Raw genomic sequence first — 15,291 nt, 5'->3', positions numbered from 1 at the left:
CTCGCACGCGTGGCTGGCGGAAGACCGCCCTCCCGGTAGGGGAAGGGGCGTGAGGTGGCGGTGGAAACCGCGGGGAGCAAGGGGGAGTTCGGTGCGCCGCCGTCACCCTCCGCGCCCACGCCGGGGCCCGCGCCGGGGCCCGTGCCGCGCTCACGCCGGAGCTGTGTCGCGCCCGCGCCGGACCCGCGCCGGACCCGTGCCGCGCCCGCGCCGGACTGCGGCGGGGTGGTGGTGGGGCGGCGGGGCGGTGGGGCGGAGCCGAGTGTCAGTGGGGCGTGGCAGGATCGGGGGCGTGGCAGAGACAGCATCGAAGAAGACCGAGACCACCCCCGGCGGCGGCCGTCCCCGGCTGCTGCTCATGGACGGGCACTCACTGGCCTACCGCGCGTTCTTCGCGCTGCCCGCGGAGAACTTCACCACCGCGACCGGCCAGCCGACGAACGCGATCTACGGCTTCGCCTCGATGCTGGCCAACACACTGCGTGACGAGGAGCCCACGCACTTCGCGGTGGCGTTCGACGTCTCCCGCAAGACGTGGCGCTCGGAGGAGTTCGCGGAGTACAAGGCGAACCGCTCCAAGACCCCGGACGAGTTCAAGGGCCAGGTCGAGCTGATCGGCGAACTGCTGGACGCGATGCGCGTGCCCCGCTTCGCGGTGGAGGGGTACGAGGCGGACGACGTGATCGCCACCCTCGCCACCCAGGCCGAGGCCGAGGGCTTCGAGGTGCTGATCGTCACCGGCGACCGGGACTCCTTCCAACTGGTGAGCGACCACACCACGGTGCTGTACCCCACCAGGGGTGTCTCCGAGCTGACCCGGTTCACCCCGGAGAAGGTGGTCGAGAAGTACGGCTTGACGCCCGCCCAGTACCCCGACTTCGCGGCGCTGCGCGGCGACCCGTCCGACAACCTCCCCGGCATCCCCGGCGTCGGCGAGAAGACGGCCGCGAAGTGGATCAACCAGTTCGGTTCGTTCGCGGCGCTGGTCGAGCGGGCCGGCGAGGTCAAGGGCAAGGCCGGGCAGAATCTGCGCGAGCACCTGGAGGCAGTCAAGCTCAACCGCCGGCTCACGGAGCTGGAGCGCCACGTGGAGCTGCCCAGGACCGTCGCGGACCTGGAGCGGGAGCCGTACGACCGCAAGGCGGTCGCGATGATCCTGGACACCCTGGAGATCCGCAACCCGTCGCTGCGCGAGCGGCTGTTCGCCGTCGACCCGGGCGCCGAGGAGACCGAGTCGGCCCCGGCCGCGGTGGACGGCGTGGAACTGGACGGCAGGGTGCTGCGCACCGGGGAACTGGCCGCGTGGCTGGCGGAGCACGGCACACAGCGGCTCGGCGTGGCCACTGTCGACAGCTGGGCGCTGGGCAGCGGCTCGGTCGCCGAGGTGGCGCTGGCCGCGGCCGGGGGAGCGGCGGCCTGGTTCGACCCGGCGGAGCTGGACGAGGCCGACGACACCGCCTGGTCGGCCTGGCTGGCCGATGCGGACCGCCCGAAGGTGTTCCACAACGCCAAGGGCGCGATGCGGGTCTTCGCCGAACACGGCTGGAGCATCGAGGGCGTCGTCATGGACACCGCGCTCGCCGCCTACCTGGTCAAGCCCGGCCGCCGCTCCTTCGACCTGGACGCGCTGTCCCTGGAGTACCTGGGCCGCGAGCTGGCGCCGCCCGCCGCGGCCGACGGCCAGCTCGCCTTCGGCACGGACGACGGCGCCGAGGCCGAGACCCTCATGGTGCAGGCCCGCACCGTCCTCGACCTGGGCACGGCCTTCGAGAGCCGCCTGCGGGAGGTCGGCGCCGCGGAGCTGCTGCGCGACGTGGAGCTGCCCACCTCCGCGCTGCTGGCCCGCATGGAGCGGCACGGCATCGCCGCCGACCGGACGCACCTGGAGGCGATGGAGCAGACGTTCGCCGGTGCCGTGCAGCAGGCGGTGAAGGAGGCGCACGCGGCGGCCGGGCACGAGTTCAACCTCGGCTCGCCCAAGCAGCTGCAGGAGGTCCTCTTCGGCGAGCTGGCCCTGCCGAAGACCAAGCGGACCAAGACGGGCTACACCACCGACGCCGACGCCCTGGCGTGGCTGGCAACCCAGACCGACAACGAACTGCCGGTGATCATGCTCCGGCACCGTGAGCAGGCCAAGCTGCGGGTCACGGTCGAGGGCCTGATCAAGTCGATCGCGCCGGACGGCCGCATCCACACCACGTTCAACCAGACGGTCGCCGCCACCGGCCGCCTGTCGTCGACCGACCCGAACCTGCAGAACATCCCGGTCCGCACCGACGAGGGCCGGGCCATCCGCCGCGGCTTCGTCGTCGGCGAGGGCTTCGAGTCCCTCATGACCGCCGACTACAGCCAGATCGAGCTGCGCGTCATGGCCCACCTGTCCGAGGACGAGGGCCTGATCGAGGCGTTCACCTCCGGCGAGGACCTGCACACCACGGCCGCCGCCCAGGTGTTCGGCGTCGCGCCCACCGCCGTGGACGCGGAGATGCGCCGCAAGATCAAGGCCATGTCGTACGGCCTGGCCTACGGCCTGTCGGCGTTCGGCCTGTCCCAGCAGCTCAACGTCGAGGCGGCCGAGGCCCGGGCGCTGATGGACGCCTACTTCGAGCGGTTCGGCGGAGTACGGGACTACCTGCACCGGGTCGTGGAGGAGGCGCGGGCCACCGGCTACACCGAGACGCTGTTCGGGCGCCGCCGCTACCTGCCCGACCTCAACAGCGACAACCGCCAGCGCCGCGAGATGGCCGAGCGGATGGCCCTCAACGCGCCCATCCAGGGCACGGCCGCCGACATCGTGAAGATCGCCATGCTGAAGGTGGACGGCGCCCTGCGCGAGGCCGGCCTGAGGTCCCGCATCCTCCTGCAGGTCCACGACGAGATCGTCCTGGAGATCGCCCCGGGCGAGCGCACCGCCGCGGAGGAGATCGTCCGCCACGAGATGGCCACCGCCGTCCACCTGCGCGCCCCGCTCGACGTCTCGGTGGGCGTGGGGCCGGACTGGGAGTCGGCGGCGCACTGACCTGCGGCGGGAGGAGGGGGCCGCCTCCGGCCGCAGGACGGGAGACCGCCTTTGGAGGGAGGGCGGGAAGGGCTGCTTCAGGGAGGACGGGAAGGGCCGCCTCCGGCCGGGGCGGCGGCCGGAGGCGCCGCCGCCCCGTCACTCCTCCGGCCCCCGCGGGAAAGCCGCCGCCGTCCCCCGCCCCCAAGATGCGGGCATGGGTATACGCATGCTCAACCGCCGACCGGCGGAAGCGCAGGCGGACGCCGACGCGGCCTCCTCGGCGCCGCCGCCGGTCCCGGCCTTCGCGGCCGGCGCCAGCACCGCCCGCGTCCCCACCGACCCGCTCGCGGCGCTGCGCCGCACCGCCGCGAACGCCCGGCGCCGCCTGACGCGCCGGGGAGAGGAACCCGCGCCCGGGGAGAGCGCACGACCCCACGACACGACCCCGCCCTGGCGTCTGTGGGCCGACCTGGCCTGCGGCTACCTGGCCCTTCTGCTCGACAGCCTGCCGCGGTCGCGGCCGGTGCGGACCGTCACCGTGTTCGTCGCGTCGGCCGTCGCCGTCACCGGCCGCCGGGACGGCTCGCGCTCGGCTCCCCCACCTTCCCCACCGCCTCCCCCGGGCCCTCTTCCGGGCCACCGTGGACCGGGACCGGACGCCGCGCCCTGACCGCGGCGGCCCAGCCGAGCAGCCCGGCCAGCAGCCCCGCGCCCGCGCCGAAGCACACCGCCGGGATCAGGTCGAACGGATCGGCGCCCGGCCCCCGCCCCGCCGCCCACCGCGCCACCCGCGCGGCCGCCCCGAGCAGTGTGCAGCCGCCCAGGGCCCCGGCGGCCCGCCACCGGTCCCGCGCCGACAGCACCGCCACCGCCGCCACCGCCGCCTCCGTCACCGCTGCTTCCCCCGCCGCCGCCACCGCCGCCTCCGTCACCGCTGCTTCCCCCGCCGGCGCGACGGCCGGCGCCCGGCGCAGCGCGTGCGCCGCGAAGACGGCGACCACGGCCGCGCCCAGCAGCGAGGTGCCGTACTGCAGCTGCGAGTACAGCGGCACACCCGCGACCGGCTGGTCCAGGACCGGGAACAGCCGCACACCCCACCGCCCGACGTGCGTGAACGCGTCCCACACCACATGGGTGAGCGCGCCGAGCACGGCGGAGACGTACCACCGCGCCACCGTCGACGCCCGCACGCGCACGGGTGGCGCCCCGCAGCGCAGCAGCGCCGCCACCCGTCCCTGCCGGACCCGCGGCAGCAGCGCCACGAGCGGCTCCCGCACGAACAGCCACCACCCCGTCAACACCCAGGCGAACAGCACGTCGACACCGAACACGCCCGGGAAGGAGTGGGTGACCCCGCCGAACTCCATGGCGCCCGGCACAAGTCCCGCCGCGTAGTAGGTGAGGTCCGGCGCGAAGGAACCGGCCACGAGCACCGCGGGCACCAGCCGGGCCCGCCCCGTCCCGTCGCCCCGCACGGCGGGCAGGACCGCCGCCGCATGGCTCAGTGTGAACGGCAACCGGGCTCCTCACGGCGTCACGGGCTTGTCGGACGGGGCGCGCGCCCCGAGATCGGCCACGGCCAGTATCGCGGCCAGTATGCGGCACGCCACCGCGCGACACCCCGGCCAACGGCGCGTGGCCGATCGGTGAAAACCGAACGCGGACTGCTCCCCGCCCCAAGGAAGTTGTCGTAGTGTCACGTGGGTCGCCGGGCGGCGGCGCGTGGCCGAACGGGTGAGCGGCGCCCGTACGGACAAGTGCGCCGGCACCACGGAACACAACGGCATACCGGAAGAACCACCGGCAAAGCACCCGGGAAGCGGCGCGGGGGCAACCCGCACGGCGGGTCAACCGTCACAACAGGGCGAACACAGCAGACGGAGACGGGCGCTCGGGCGTCCACGGGAGGGGTTCACTCTATGGCGGCGCATTTCGGCAGGAGGCTGCGCAAAGGAGCGGCGACCACCGCCGTGGCCGCTGCGGCGGTCGCTGCACTGTCCGCATCCCAGGCCCCCGGCGTCACGGCCGGCGACGGCGGCAGACCGGCCACCGCGGGAGCGCAGACCTCGCCCGAGGTGAACGCCGACGACAGCGCGACCGGCAACTCCCCCTACTACACGGACCTGCCGCCGCTGAACAGCCCCAACCCCAGCCCCGGTACGAGCACGCCCCCGACCGCCGGCCCCACGCCCGCGCCGGGCGCCACCGAGGCGGGCATCCCCGCGACCGTGCTCGACGCGTACAAGAGGGCCGCGGCCGCGCTGCGCGAGGCCAAGCCGGGCTGCAACCTGCCCTGGGAACTCCTCGCCGCCATCGGCAAGGTGGAGTCCGGGCAGGCCAACGGCGGCCGGGTCGGCGCCGACGGCACCACCTTCACGCCCATCCTCGGCCCCAAGCTCGACGGCAACGGCTTCGCGCTCATCAAGGACACCGACGGCGGCGCCTACGACGGTGACAGCGCCTACGACCGGGCGGTCGGGCCGATGCAGTTCATCCCGTCCACCTGGGCGTGGGCGGGCCGCGACGGCAACGGCGACGGCAGGAAGGACCCGAACAACATCTACGACGCCGCCCTCGCCACCGGCCACTACCTGTGCCGCGACGGCCGGGACCTGTCCGTCCAGGCCGACATCGACCGGGCCGTCCTCAGCTACAACAACTCGCAGGACTACCTGAACACGGTCATGTCCTGGTTCGAGTACTACCGCAAGGGCACCCACTCGATCCCCGACGGCACCGGCAGCCTGCCCTCCGGCCGCAGCGACCGGACGACGGGCTCCGGCGGCAAGGGCGGCAACAGCGCCAAGAACGCCAAGAACGGAAGCAAGCACCGCGACGAGAACGGCAAGAACGGCGGCAAGAACGGCGGCGGGGACAAGAAGGGCACCGAGTCGCCCAAACCGAGCCCCGGGCCCGGCGGGAAGGGCGACACCCCCGGCAGCCCCACCCCGACCCCGCCGGGCGGCGGCACGACATCGCCCGCCCCCACCCCGACCGACACGGTGGACCACCTGGAGGACGCCGGCACCGGGCAGCTCACCGCGAGGGCCGGCGACACCTTCGCGAAGAGGATCGCCACCCGCGCCGAGACCAGCGACGGCAAGCCCGTCGCCAAGGTGAGGATCCGCTTCACCGTCACCGGCGACACCGACGCGGCGTTCACCGGCGGCGAGAAGACCGCCACGGTCCTCACCGACGCCTCCGGCGTGGCCGCCGCGCCCGCGCTCCAAGCGGGGGAGAAGACCGGGACGTTCACCGTCCGCGCCGTCGTCGTCGGCCGCACCGTCTCCGGCGTCACCTACACCGCGACCGTCACCCCGCGCGCCGCCGACACCCTCACCCGTACCAGCGACACGCCGCTGACCTGCATCCCGGGCGGCACGTTCGAGCAGCGCGTCCAGGTGAAGGCCACCTACCGCAAGGCCGTCGCGGACGGCGTCGCGGCCACCGCCACCCTCGTCAAGTCGGCGACCGACCCGGCCGTCAACGACAAGGGCCCCTACTTCAAGGACGCGAGCGGCAAGGCCGTACGCACCCTGAGCGGGCTGACGACCGACAAGGACGGCCTGCTGACGCTGCCGCGGCTGTACGCCGACGACACCGCCGGCACGTTCCTGCTGCGCATCACCACCACCGGCGGCGCGACCCTCACCGTCGAGCTGACGGTGAAGGCGGCCGAGGCCTCGCCGAACACTTCGAGCAGCCCCTCGGCGTCGGCCACCGTCTCCGCGCCGTCCAGCCCCAGCCTCTCCGCCTGAGGCCGTCCGAGGCCGTCCGAGGCCGGCCTGAGGCCGTCCGAGGCCGGCCTGAGGCCACGGCGGCACGCTCCGAATTCCGGAGCACGCTCTTGGAGAGGCGTTCCCGAAGGGGCGCCCCCGCTTTACGCGGTGGGCGCCCCCGGCGCGTACGCACCAGAGGCCGTACGCGCCCGCGCACATACGTCATATGACATGACGTCACGCCCGGGCTGTGGACCGGCGTCACCGCCCTCAGGCGCGCCGGAGCCGGGCGTTGGTGTGCCGGGTCGGTTCCGCGGCCGCCGGATCCTCCGGCCACGGGTGCTTCGGGTACCGCCCGCGCAACTCCGCCCGCACGGCGCGGTAGCCGTCCCGCCAGAAGGAGGCGAGGTCGGCGGTGACGGCGGCGGGCCGGCCCGCGGGGGAGAGCAGGTGGACGAGCAGCGGCACCCCGGCCACCTCCGGGGTGCGCTCCAGACCGAACATCTCCTGCAGCTTCACCGCCAGCACCGGCCGCTCCGGATCGGCGTAGTCGACCCGGACCCGGGACCCGCTGGGCACGGTGATCCGCTCCGGCGCGAGCTCGTCCAGCCGCGCCGCCTCCCCGGACGCCCACGGCAGCAGCCGGGCGAGCGCCTCCCGGGCGTCGATCCGGGCGAGGTCGGCCCGGCGCCGGGCCCGGCTCAGCTCCGGCTCCAGCCAGTCCTGCACACGCGCGTGCAACGCGTCGTCGGACACGTCGGGCCACGGCTCGCCGAGGTGCCGGTGCAGGAACGCCAGCCGCTGCCGCAGCACCCGCCCCTCCGGCGTCCACCGCAGCAGCCCGAACCCCTCCTGCCGCAGCCCCTCCAGCAGGGCGCCGCGCACGAGCCCGGCGTCGGCGTCGGCCAAGGGCCGCACCGCCAGCTCGATCGCACCGAGCCGCTCCACCCGCCGCGCCACGACATCCCCGTCCGCCCAGTGCACCTCCTGCCGCTCCTGGAGCAGCGCCCCGGCGGCGGCCCGCGCCACGTCCTCGTCGATCACGGCGCCGAGCCGCACGCGCGCGTGCACCCTGCCGAGCGGCCGGTCGGCGACGGCGACGGCGATCCAGGGGGCGCCGTGCAGGGCGGACCCCTCGGCGAGCTCGGCGCGGGTGCCGGAGGCCATGAGGTACGACCCTCCGTCCAGCCGGGCGACCCGCTCGGGGAAAGCGAGAGCGGCGACGAGCCCGGCGACCCGCTCGTCGTCGGCGCCCCAGGCGGCGTCCGCCCCGGCCGCGGCTCCCCGGGCCCGGGCGTCCGCCCCGGCCGCGGCTCCCCGGCCGCCTGCCCCGGCCGCGGCTTCCGGGGCAGCGGAACGGGCCGTCCCCTCCCCGCGCACGGTCCGCAGCCGCCGCACCTCGGCGGCCCAGCGCCGCGCGTAGGCGTCGCCTCCGCGCCGGGCCCGCCGCACGGCACCGGCGAGATCGTCCCCGTACTCCCGGGGCGCCTCCTCGCCGAGCAGCGCGACCACCTCGGCGACCCGGTCGTCCGGGGCGTCCGCGTCCAGCAGGGCCCGCCCCAGGCGCGGATGCACACCCAGCCGGGCCAGCCGCACGCCCCGCCCGGTGGCCCGGCCGGCGGCGTCCACCGCCCCCACCGCCTCCAGGGCGGCCCGCGCCGCCGTCATCGCCCCGGCGGGCGGCGGGTCCAGCAGCGCCAGCCCGGAGGCGTCCGGATCGCCCCAGCACGCCGCCTGCAGGGCGAACGCCGTCAGGTCGGCCACCCTGATCTCGGGGGAGGGGAAGCGCGGCAGACGCGCCTCCTCCGCCTCCGCCCAGCACCGGTAGACGACACCCGGCGCCTCACGCCCCGCGCGCCCGGCCCGCTGCCGCGCCGCCGCCAGCGAGGCCCGTACGGTCGCCAGCGCGCTCAGCCCGCGCGCGTGGTCGACGCGCGGCTCGCGCGCCAGCCCGGAGTCGACGACCACCCGCACCCCGGGCACCGTCAGCGACGACTCCGCCACCGAGGTCGCCAGCACCACCCGCCGCCGCCGTGCCGGGGACAGCACCGCGTCCTGCACCGCCGCCGGCGCCCGCCCGTGCACCTGCAGCACGTCGATGTCCCCCAGGTCCCCCAGGTCCCCCAGGTCCCCCAGGTCCCCGAGCAGCCCGGCCACCCGGGCGAGCTCGCCCACGCCCGGCAGGAAGCACAGCACGTCCCCCGGCCGCTCGGCCAGCGCCCGCCGCACCACCGACGCCACGTGGGCCAGCAGCGCGGGATCCACGCGCGTGCCGTGCGGCGGCCGTACGGGGCGCGCGGGAGGCGCCCACACCACCTCCACCGGGTGCGCGGCACCCTCCGCCGTCACCACCGGCGCACCGCCCAGCAGCCGCGCCCAGCCCTCCGCGTCGGTCGTGGCCGACGCGGCCACCAGCCGCAGCTCCGGCCGCAGCGTCTCACGCACGTCCCACAGGAACGCGGCCGCGGTGTCGGCGTCCAGGTGCCGCTCGTGGCACTCGTCGAGCAGGACGGCGTCCACGCCCGCCAGTTCCTGGTCGCGCTGCAGCCGCTGCAGCAGCACACCGGTGGTGACGACCTCCACGCGCGTGTGCGGCCCGACGACCCGCTCCCCGCGCACCGTGAACCCGACGCTCTCCCCGGGCCGCTCACCCAGCAGCCACGCCATCCGCCGCGCCGCCGCCCGCGCCGCGATCCGCCGCGGCTCGGCCACGACCACCCGCCGCGCGGGCCCCGCGCCCACCAGACCGGCCAGCGCGAGCGGCACCAGCGTCGTCTTGCCGGTGCCGGGCGGCGCGACGAGGACCGCGGTGCCGTGCCGCTCCAGGGCCTCGGTCAGGGCGGGCAGGGCGCCGCGTACGGGCAGGGCGTCCAGGGCGTCGTCACGGATCACGCCCCTAGTGTCGTACGCCGGCGGGAACGCCCTTCACACGCGCGCCCCCGACGGCGGCGGGACGCAGGACGTGCCGACGGGAACGTCCCGCCCCCGGCGCGTGCGCCCTGCCCGGGAGGGAACCTGCCCTTGTCGCGGCAGGGAACCTGCCCCCACCAACGGCACTGACGGCAGGGAATCCGCCCCGTCCGGCGGGAGACCCGCCCCGCCCGTGCCGGGGAGCCTCAGTCCCGCTCGCACACGAAGATCGCGGTGCCCGGGATCAGCCGGCCACGCAGCGGCGACCAGCCGCCCCACTCCGAGGTGTTCCACTCGGGCCACTCCGGCTCGACCAGGTCCACCAGCCGGAAGCCGCAGGCCACCACGTCCCGGACCCGGTCGCCGAGGGTGCGGTGGTGCTCGACGTACACCGCGCGGCCCTCCTCGTCCTGCTCGACGTAGGGCGTGCGGTCGAAGTAGGACGCGGAGACGGACAGGCCCTCGGGCCCCGGCTCGTCCGGGAAGGCCCAGCGGATCGGATGGGTCACGGAGAACACGAGGCGGCCGCCCGGACGCAGCACCCGGCGCACCTCGCGCAGCACCAGCCGCGGGTCGGCGACGAAGGGCAGCGCCCCGTACGCCGAGCAGGCCAGGTCGAAGGAGCCGTCCCGGAAGGGCAGCGCGGCCGCGTCGGCGCACACCAGGGGGAACGACCCGCCGATGCGCAGCGCGTGCTGCAACTGCCGGTGGGACAGGTCGAGGGCGACCGGCCACGCGCCCTGCCGGGCCAGCCAGCGCGCGCACTGGGCGGCCCCGGCGCCGACCTCCAGGACGTCCTTGCCCCGCAGGTCCTCCGGCGGGCCGAGCAGCCCCGCCTCCGCCTCGTCCAGGCCCTCCGGGCCCCACACGAAGCGGTCGTCGCCCAGGAAGGTGCCGTGGTCCCTCTGGTACTCGTCGGCGTTGCGGTCCCACCAGCCCCGGTTGGCGCGGGTGCTCTCCGCGACACCGGCCTCCCGGCGGGTGGCCTCCGGCTCGAACGGTTCGGGCTCTTGGATGGTCGGCTCCCTCGTCGTACCCTTCGTCCAGCCCGGCCCGGGGGCGCCGTCCGGTGTCGCTCCGGGGACACCGCGGGACCCGCGTGGCCTGAAGGGACGGAATTTCTGCCGGGAATGCGGCGATCCGCCCCGGCTGTGCGCCTTCGCGCATTGACCCTGCTGGGCTGCCCCCGTATGCTACAAGTTGCGCTGCGGGCCTGCGCGCCTCGGACGGAGCAGGCTGCGCTCGCATCTGTATGTATGTCCCCTCGGTTGTCGAGGCGTCGGTCGGCGGGGCCCGAAAGGGCACTGCTTGTCCGGCGCTTCCTTGGCTGTCCGGCTTCTGCAGAGCGAAACGGGCTCCAGCGTGAGCAGTACCTACGACTTCAATGTCCGTACCGGAGCCCTTTACCACATGACGAGCAGCACCGAGACCACCGCCACCACCCCCCAGGTCGCGGTCAACGACATCGGTAACGAGGAAGCGTTCCTCGCAGCGATCGACGAGACGATCAAGTACTTCAACGACGGCGACATCGTCGACGGCGTCATCGTGAAGGTCGACCGGGACGAGGTCCTGCTCGACATCGGCTACAAGACTGAGGGTGTCATCCCCAGCCGCGAGCTCTCGATCAAGCACGACGTCGACCCGCACGAGGTCGTCGCTGTCGGCGACGAGATCGAGGCCCTGGTTCTCCAGAAGGAGGACAAGGAAGGCCGCCTGATCCTCTCGAAGAAGCGCGCCCAGTACGAGCGTGCCTGGGGCACCATCGAGAAGATCAAGGAAGAGGACGGCATCGTCACCGGTACCGTCATCGAGGTCGTCAAGGGTGGTCTCATCCTCGACATCGGCCTCCGTGGCTTCCTGCCGGCCTCTCTCGTCGAGATGCGCCGCGTCCGTGATCTCCAGCCGTACGTCGGCAAGGAGCTCGAGGCGAAGATCATTGAGCTGGACAAGAACCGCAACAACGTGGTCCTGTCCCGCCGTGCCTGGCTCGAGCAGACCCAGTCCGAGGTCCGCCAGACGTTCCTCACGACCCTGCAGAAGGGTCAGGTCCGTTCCGGTGTGGTCTCCTCGATCGTCAACTTCGGTGCCTTCGTGGACCTGGGTGGCGTCGACGGCCTGGTCCACGTCTCGGAGCTGTCCTGGAAGCACATCGACCACCCCTCCGAGGTCGTCGAGGTCGGCCAGGAGGTCACCGTCGAGGTCCTCGACGTCGACATGGACCGCGAGCGCGTCTCCCTGTCGCTGAAGGCGACCCAGGAAGACCCGTGGCAGCAGTTCGCCCGCACCCACCAGATCGGCCAGGTCGTCCCGGGCAAGGTCACCAAGCTGGTGCCGTTCGGTGCGTTCGTCCGCGTGGACGAGGGCATCGAGGGTCTGGTCCACATCTCCGAGCTGGCCGAGCGCCACGTGGAGATCCCGGAGCAGGTCGTCCAGGTCGGCGACGAGATCTTCGTCAAGGTCATCGACATCGACCTCGAGCGCCGTCGCATCAGCCTCTCGCTGAAGCAGGCCAACGAGGCCTTCGGTGCCGACCCGACCGCCGTCGAGTTCGACCCGACCCTCTACGGCATGGCCGCGTCCTACGACGAGCAGGGCAACTACATCTACCCCGAGGGCTTCGACCCGGAGACCAACGACTGGCTGCCGGGCTACGAGAAGCAGCGCGAGGAGTGGGAGCGCCAGTACGCCGAGGCGCAGGCCCGCTTCGAGCAGCACCAGCAGCAGGTCATCAAGTCCCGCGAGGCCGACGCCGCTGCCGCGGCCGAGACCGGCGAGGGCGCGGGTGCCGGTGCCTCCGGCGGCTCGTACTCCTCCGAGGGCGGCGACAACTCCGGCGCCCTGGCGTCGGACGAGGCGCTGGCCGCGCTGCGCGAGAAGCTCGCCGGCGGCCAGAGCTGAGGCACTGCCGAGGCCGAGACACGGCCGCCGAGCGGTGACCGCTCGGCGGCACGATGACCGGTGACTGCGGGGTCCGTCCCTCCGGGGGCGGGCCCCGCAGCCGTGTGATCACGGGCCCCGCCGCTCCGGCCGCTCCGGCCGTTCCGGCGACACGCAGCGCACGCCGCGCGCACGGCGCATGAGCCGCATAAGCGCATGAGCGCATGGTCGGCGATACGCGGCGCGGCGAACGGCCGACGGGACGCGCAGCCGGGCTGCGCCCCCGCGGTCCCGGAACCGGAGCTCGAAGTACGGAACCGGGTCGGGTCTCCAAGCCCGGAGCCGGAGCCCGCAAGGCCCGGAGCCCGCAAGGCCCCGAACCGGGACCCGTAAGGCCCTGAGCCCGGAGCCCGGAACCCGAGGTCCGAAACCCGAGGCCCGAAGGCGGGAATGCCCGTGCCCCTGCACCACGTTGTGCAGTAACGGACACGAGGAGGAGCCGTCACAGTGCTTGATCCGCAGGGTTTGTACGCGTGGGATCCCAAGGGCCTGGCCGTCGTCGACATGGCGCTCGCCCAGGAGTCGGCCGGCCTGGTCATGCTCTACCACTTCGACGGATACATCGACGCGGGCGAGACCGGGGACCTCATCGTCGACCGGCTCCTGGACCTGCTGCCGCACCAGCCGGTCGCCCGCTTCGACCACGACCGGCTCGTGGACTACCGGGCCCGCCGCCCGCTGCTGACGTTCAAGCGCGACCGGTGGGTGGCCTACGAGGAGCCCGCCATCGAGGTGCGCCTCGTGCAGGACGCCACCGGTGCCCCGTTCCTGCTGATGTCCGGCCCCGAGCCGGACGTGGAGTGGGAGCGCTTCGCCGCGGCCGTCCAGCAGATCGTGAAGCGGCTGCGGGTCCGCCTGGCGGTCAACTTCCACGGCATCCCCATGGGCGTCCCGCACACCCGCCCCGTGGGCCTGACCCCGCACGGCAACCGCACCGACCTGGTGCCCGGCCACCGCAGCCCCTTCGAGGAGGCGCAGGTGCCCGGCAGCGCCGAGGCGCTCGTCGAGTACCGCCTCATGCAGGCCGGCCACGACGTCCTGGGCGTCGCCGCGCACGTCCCGCACTACATCGCCCGCTCCCCCTACCCGGACGCGGCCCTGACCGTCCTGGACGCCATCACCGCCGCCACCGGGCTGGTCCTGCCCTCCGTCGCCCACTCCCTGCGCACGGACGCCCACCGCACCCAGACCGAGATCGACCGGCAGATCCGGGAGGGCGACGAGGAGCTCACCGCGCTCGTCCAGGGACTTGAGCACCAGTACGACGCCGCGGCGGGCGCCCAGACCCGCGGCAACATGCTCGCCGAGCCCGTGGAGATCCCGTCCGCGGACGAGATCGGGCGCGAGTTCGAGCGGTTCCTGGCGGAGCGGGAAGGCGAGAACTAGGCGAGAACCAGCCGCGCTCCCGGACACGGACACTCCGGGCCTGCCGCGCTCCCGGACACGGACACTCCGGGCCCGCCGGACGCCCTGCCGACGCGGTCCCACCGGATGCCCGCCGACGGCAGGGCCTAAGCTTCCGCTCATGCTGAAAGTGGGTCTGACCGGCGGCATCGGCGCCGGCAAGAGCGAGGTGTCGCGGCTGCTCGTGGAGCACGGGGCCGTGCTGATCGACGCGGACCGCATCGCGCGCGAGGTCGTCGCCCCCGGCACGCCCGGCCTCGCGGCCGTCGTGGACGCCTTCGGCGAGGACGTGCTCACCGCCGACGGCAGCCTCGACCGGCCCCGGCTGGGCTCGATCGTCTTCGCCGACCCGGAGAAGCTGGCCGTCCTGAACTCCATCGTCCACCCCCTGGTGGGCGCCCGCTCCCGGGAGTTGGAGGCCGCCGCGGCCGAGGACGCCGTCGTCGTCCACGACGTGCCCCTCCTCACGGAGAACGGCCTCGCCCCGCTCTACGACGTCGTGGTCGTCGTCGACGCCCGCCCCGAGACCCAGCTCGACCGGCTGGTCCGGCAGCGCGGCATGACCGAGGAGGACGCCCGCGCCCGCATGGCCGCGCAGGCCCCGCGGGAGAAGCGGCTGGAGATCGCGGACATCGTGATCGGCAACGACGGCTCGCGCGAGCAGCTCCGGCAGCGCGTGCGGGAGGTGTGGGCCGACCTGGAACGCCGAGCCCGGGACAAGGCCCGGCCGACGCCCTGAGCGGCGGCGGCAGCCCCGGCACCCTCCCGGACACCCCGGACACCCCGGGCACCCAGGAATAGCGGCCTTCCCGCGGGCGTTGAACCTTGCTCGCAAGGGAAGGAATGTGCCGTGTCCGAGACCAGCGATTCCACCGGACGTTCACCGGAGACGCACGTCATCGACTACCGGGCCGCCGAGCAACTGCTCGCCGCCCGCGACCCGCGGGGCGCCGTGAAACTGCTCGACGGGGTCATCGCCGCCCACCCCGAGAACACGGCCGCCCGGCTGCTGCGCGCCCGGGCCTTCTTCGCGGCGGCGCAACTGCGGCCCGCCGAGCTGGAGTTCTCCCTCGTGCTGGAGCGCGAGCCGGACAACGCGTTCGCCCACTTCGCGCTCGCCCGCACCTATGAGCGCCAGGGCCGGCCCGACCAGGCCAGGCGCCACTTCCGCCTGGCGGCCGCGCTCGACCCCAACCCGCAGTATCTGAAGGCCGCGCGGTTCGACTCCTGACCCCGCGCCGGCCGCATCGGCCATGTCGGCCGCATCGGCTGCCTCGGCCGCGACGCCCGGCCCCGACCCCGGGGGGGGGGGGGGGG

General features: G+C 74.4%; 9 protein-coding genes. 6 read left to right on the top strand and 3 right to left on the bottom strand.

Features of this window, described 5'->3' with window-relative positions:
* The first annotated feature begins 292 nt into the window (after window positions 1–292).
* The gene (polA, locus tag IE225_RS01295; protein WP_190055374.1) at window positions 293–3,019 is read left to right on the top strand and encodes a DNA polymerase I; all 2,727 of its coding nucleotides are present in this window, start codon (window positions 293–295) and stop codon (window positions 3,017–3,019) included.
* A 545-nt stretch (window positions 3,020–3,564) separates the two neighbouring features.
* Here the strand turns inward: polA and IE225_RS01290 are convergent.
* Complete coding sequence (locus IE225_RS01290) at window positions 3,565–4,518, bottom strand: DUF4184 family protein (protein ID WP_190055373.1); 954 nt, start codon at window positions 4,516–4,518, stop codon at window positions 3,565–3,567.
* 402 nt (window positions 4,519–4,920) lie between these two features.
* Here IE225_RS01290 and IE225_RS01285 point away from each other — a divergent pair, with 402 nt between their 5' ends.
* Window positions 4,921–6,759, top strand: coding sequence for a lytic transglycosylase domain-containing protein (locus IE225_RS01285; RefSeq protein ID WP_190055372.1), 1,839 nt, complete (start codon window positions 4,921–4,923; stop codon window positions 6,757–6,759).
* Between the two features lie 231 nt (window positions 6,760–6,990).
* Here the strand turns inward: IE225_RS01285 and hrpB are convergent, their stop codons facing one another.
* Entirely contained in the window at window positions 6,991–9,612 is a 2,622-nt protein-coding gene (gene hrpB / locus IE225_RS01280) for an ATP-dependent helicase HrpB (RefSeq protein ID WP_190055371.1), read from the bottom strand.
* Window positions 9,613–9,836: 224 nt separating this feature from the next.
* Complete coding sequence (locus tag IE225_RS01275) at window positions 9,837–10,646, bottom strand: class I SAM-dependent methyltransferase (protein ID WP_190055678.1); 810 nt, start codon at window positions 10,644–10,646, stop codon at window positions 9,837–9,839.
* Between the two features lie 394 nt (window positions 10,647–11,040).
* Here IE225_RS01275 and rpsA point away from each other — a divergent pair, with 394 nt between their 5' ends.
* The 4 genes from rpsA to IE225_RS01255 all read left to right on the top strand — a co-directional run bounded on the left by rpsA (window position 11,041) and on the right by IE225_RS01255 (window position 15,205).
* On the top strand, window positions 11,041–12,531 hold the full coding sequence (rpsA, locus tag IE225_RS01270) for a 30S ribosomal protein S1 (protein WP_190055370.1): 1,491 nt from the start codon (window positions 11,041–11,043) through the stop codon (window positions 12,529–12,531).
* 486 nt (window positions 12,532–13,017) lie between these two features.
* Window positions 13,018–13,956, top strand: a complete 939-nt coding sequence (locus IE225_RS01265; RefSeq protein ID WP_190055369.1) for a PAC2 family protein — start codon at window positions 13,018–13,020, stop codon at window positions 13,954–13,956.
* 139 nt (window positions 13,957–14,095) lie between these two features.
* Window positions 14,096–14,713: a dephospho-CoA kinase gene (coaE, locus tag IE225_RS01260; RefSeq protein ID WP_190055368.1), complete on the top strand. Its 618-nt coding sequence runs from the start codon at window positions 14,096–14,098 to the stop codon at window positions 14,711–14,713.
* Between the two features lie 111 nt (window positions 14,714–14,824).
* Window positions 14,825–15,205 (top strand): tetratricopeptide repeat protein, encoded by a 381-nt coding sequence (locus tag IE225_RS01255; protein ID WP_190055367.1) that lies wholly within the window; start codon window positions 14,825–14,827, stop codon window positions 15,203–15,205.
* Window positions 15,206–15,291: the final 86 nt, after the last annotated feature.

Origin of the sequence: Streptomyces echinoruber, from assembly GCF_014651135.1 — a bacterium.
Classification (GTDB): Bacteria; Actinomycetota; Actinomycetes; order Streptomycetales; family Streptomycetaceae; genus Streptomyces; species Streptomyces echinoruber.
The sequence above is the reverse complement of the archived record's forward strand: the minus strand, read 5'-3'. Positions and strand labels throughout refer to the sequence as shown.

Excerpts from the sequence above, each read along its gene's own strand:
- IE225_RS01285 (WP_190055372.1), top strand. The coding sequence starts at position 4,921 with ATGGCGGCGCATTTCGGCAGGAGGCTGCGCAAAGGAGCGGCGACCACC.
- rpsA (WP_190055370.1), top strand. The coding sequence starts at position 11,041 with ATGACGAGCAGCACCGAGACCACCGCCACCACCCCCCAGGTCGCGGTC.
- coaE (WP_190055368.1), top strand. The coding sequence starts at position 14,096 with ATGCTGAAAGTGGGTCTGACCGGCGGCATCGGCGCCGGCAAGAGCGAG.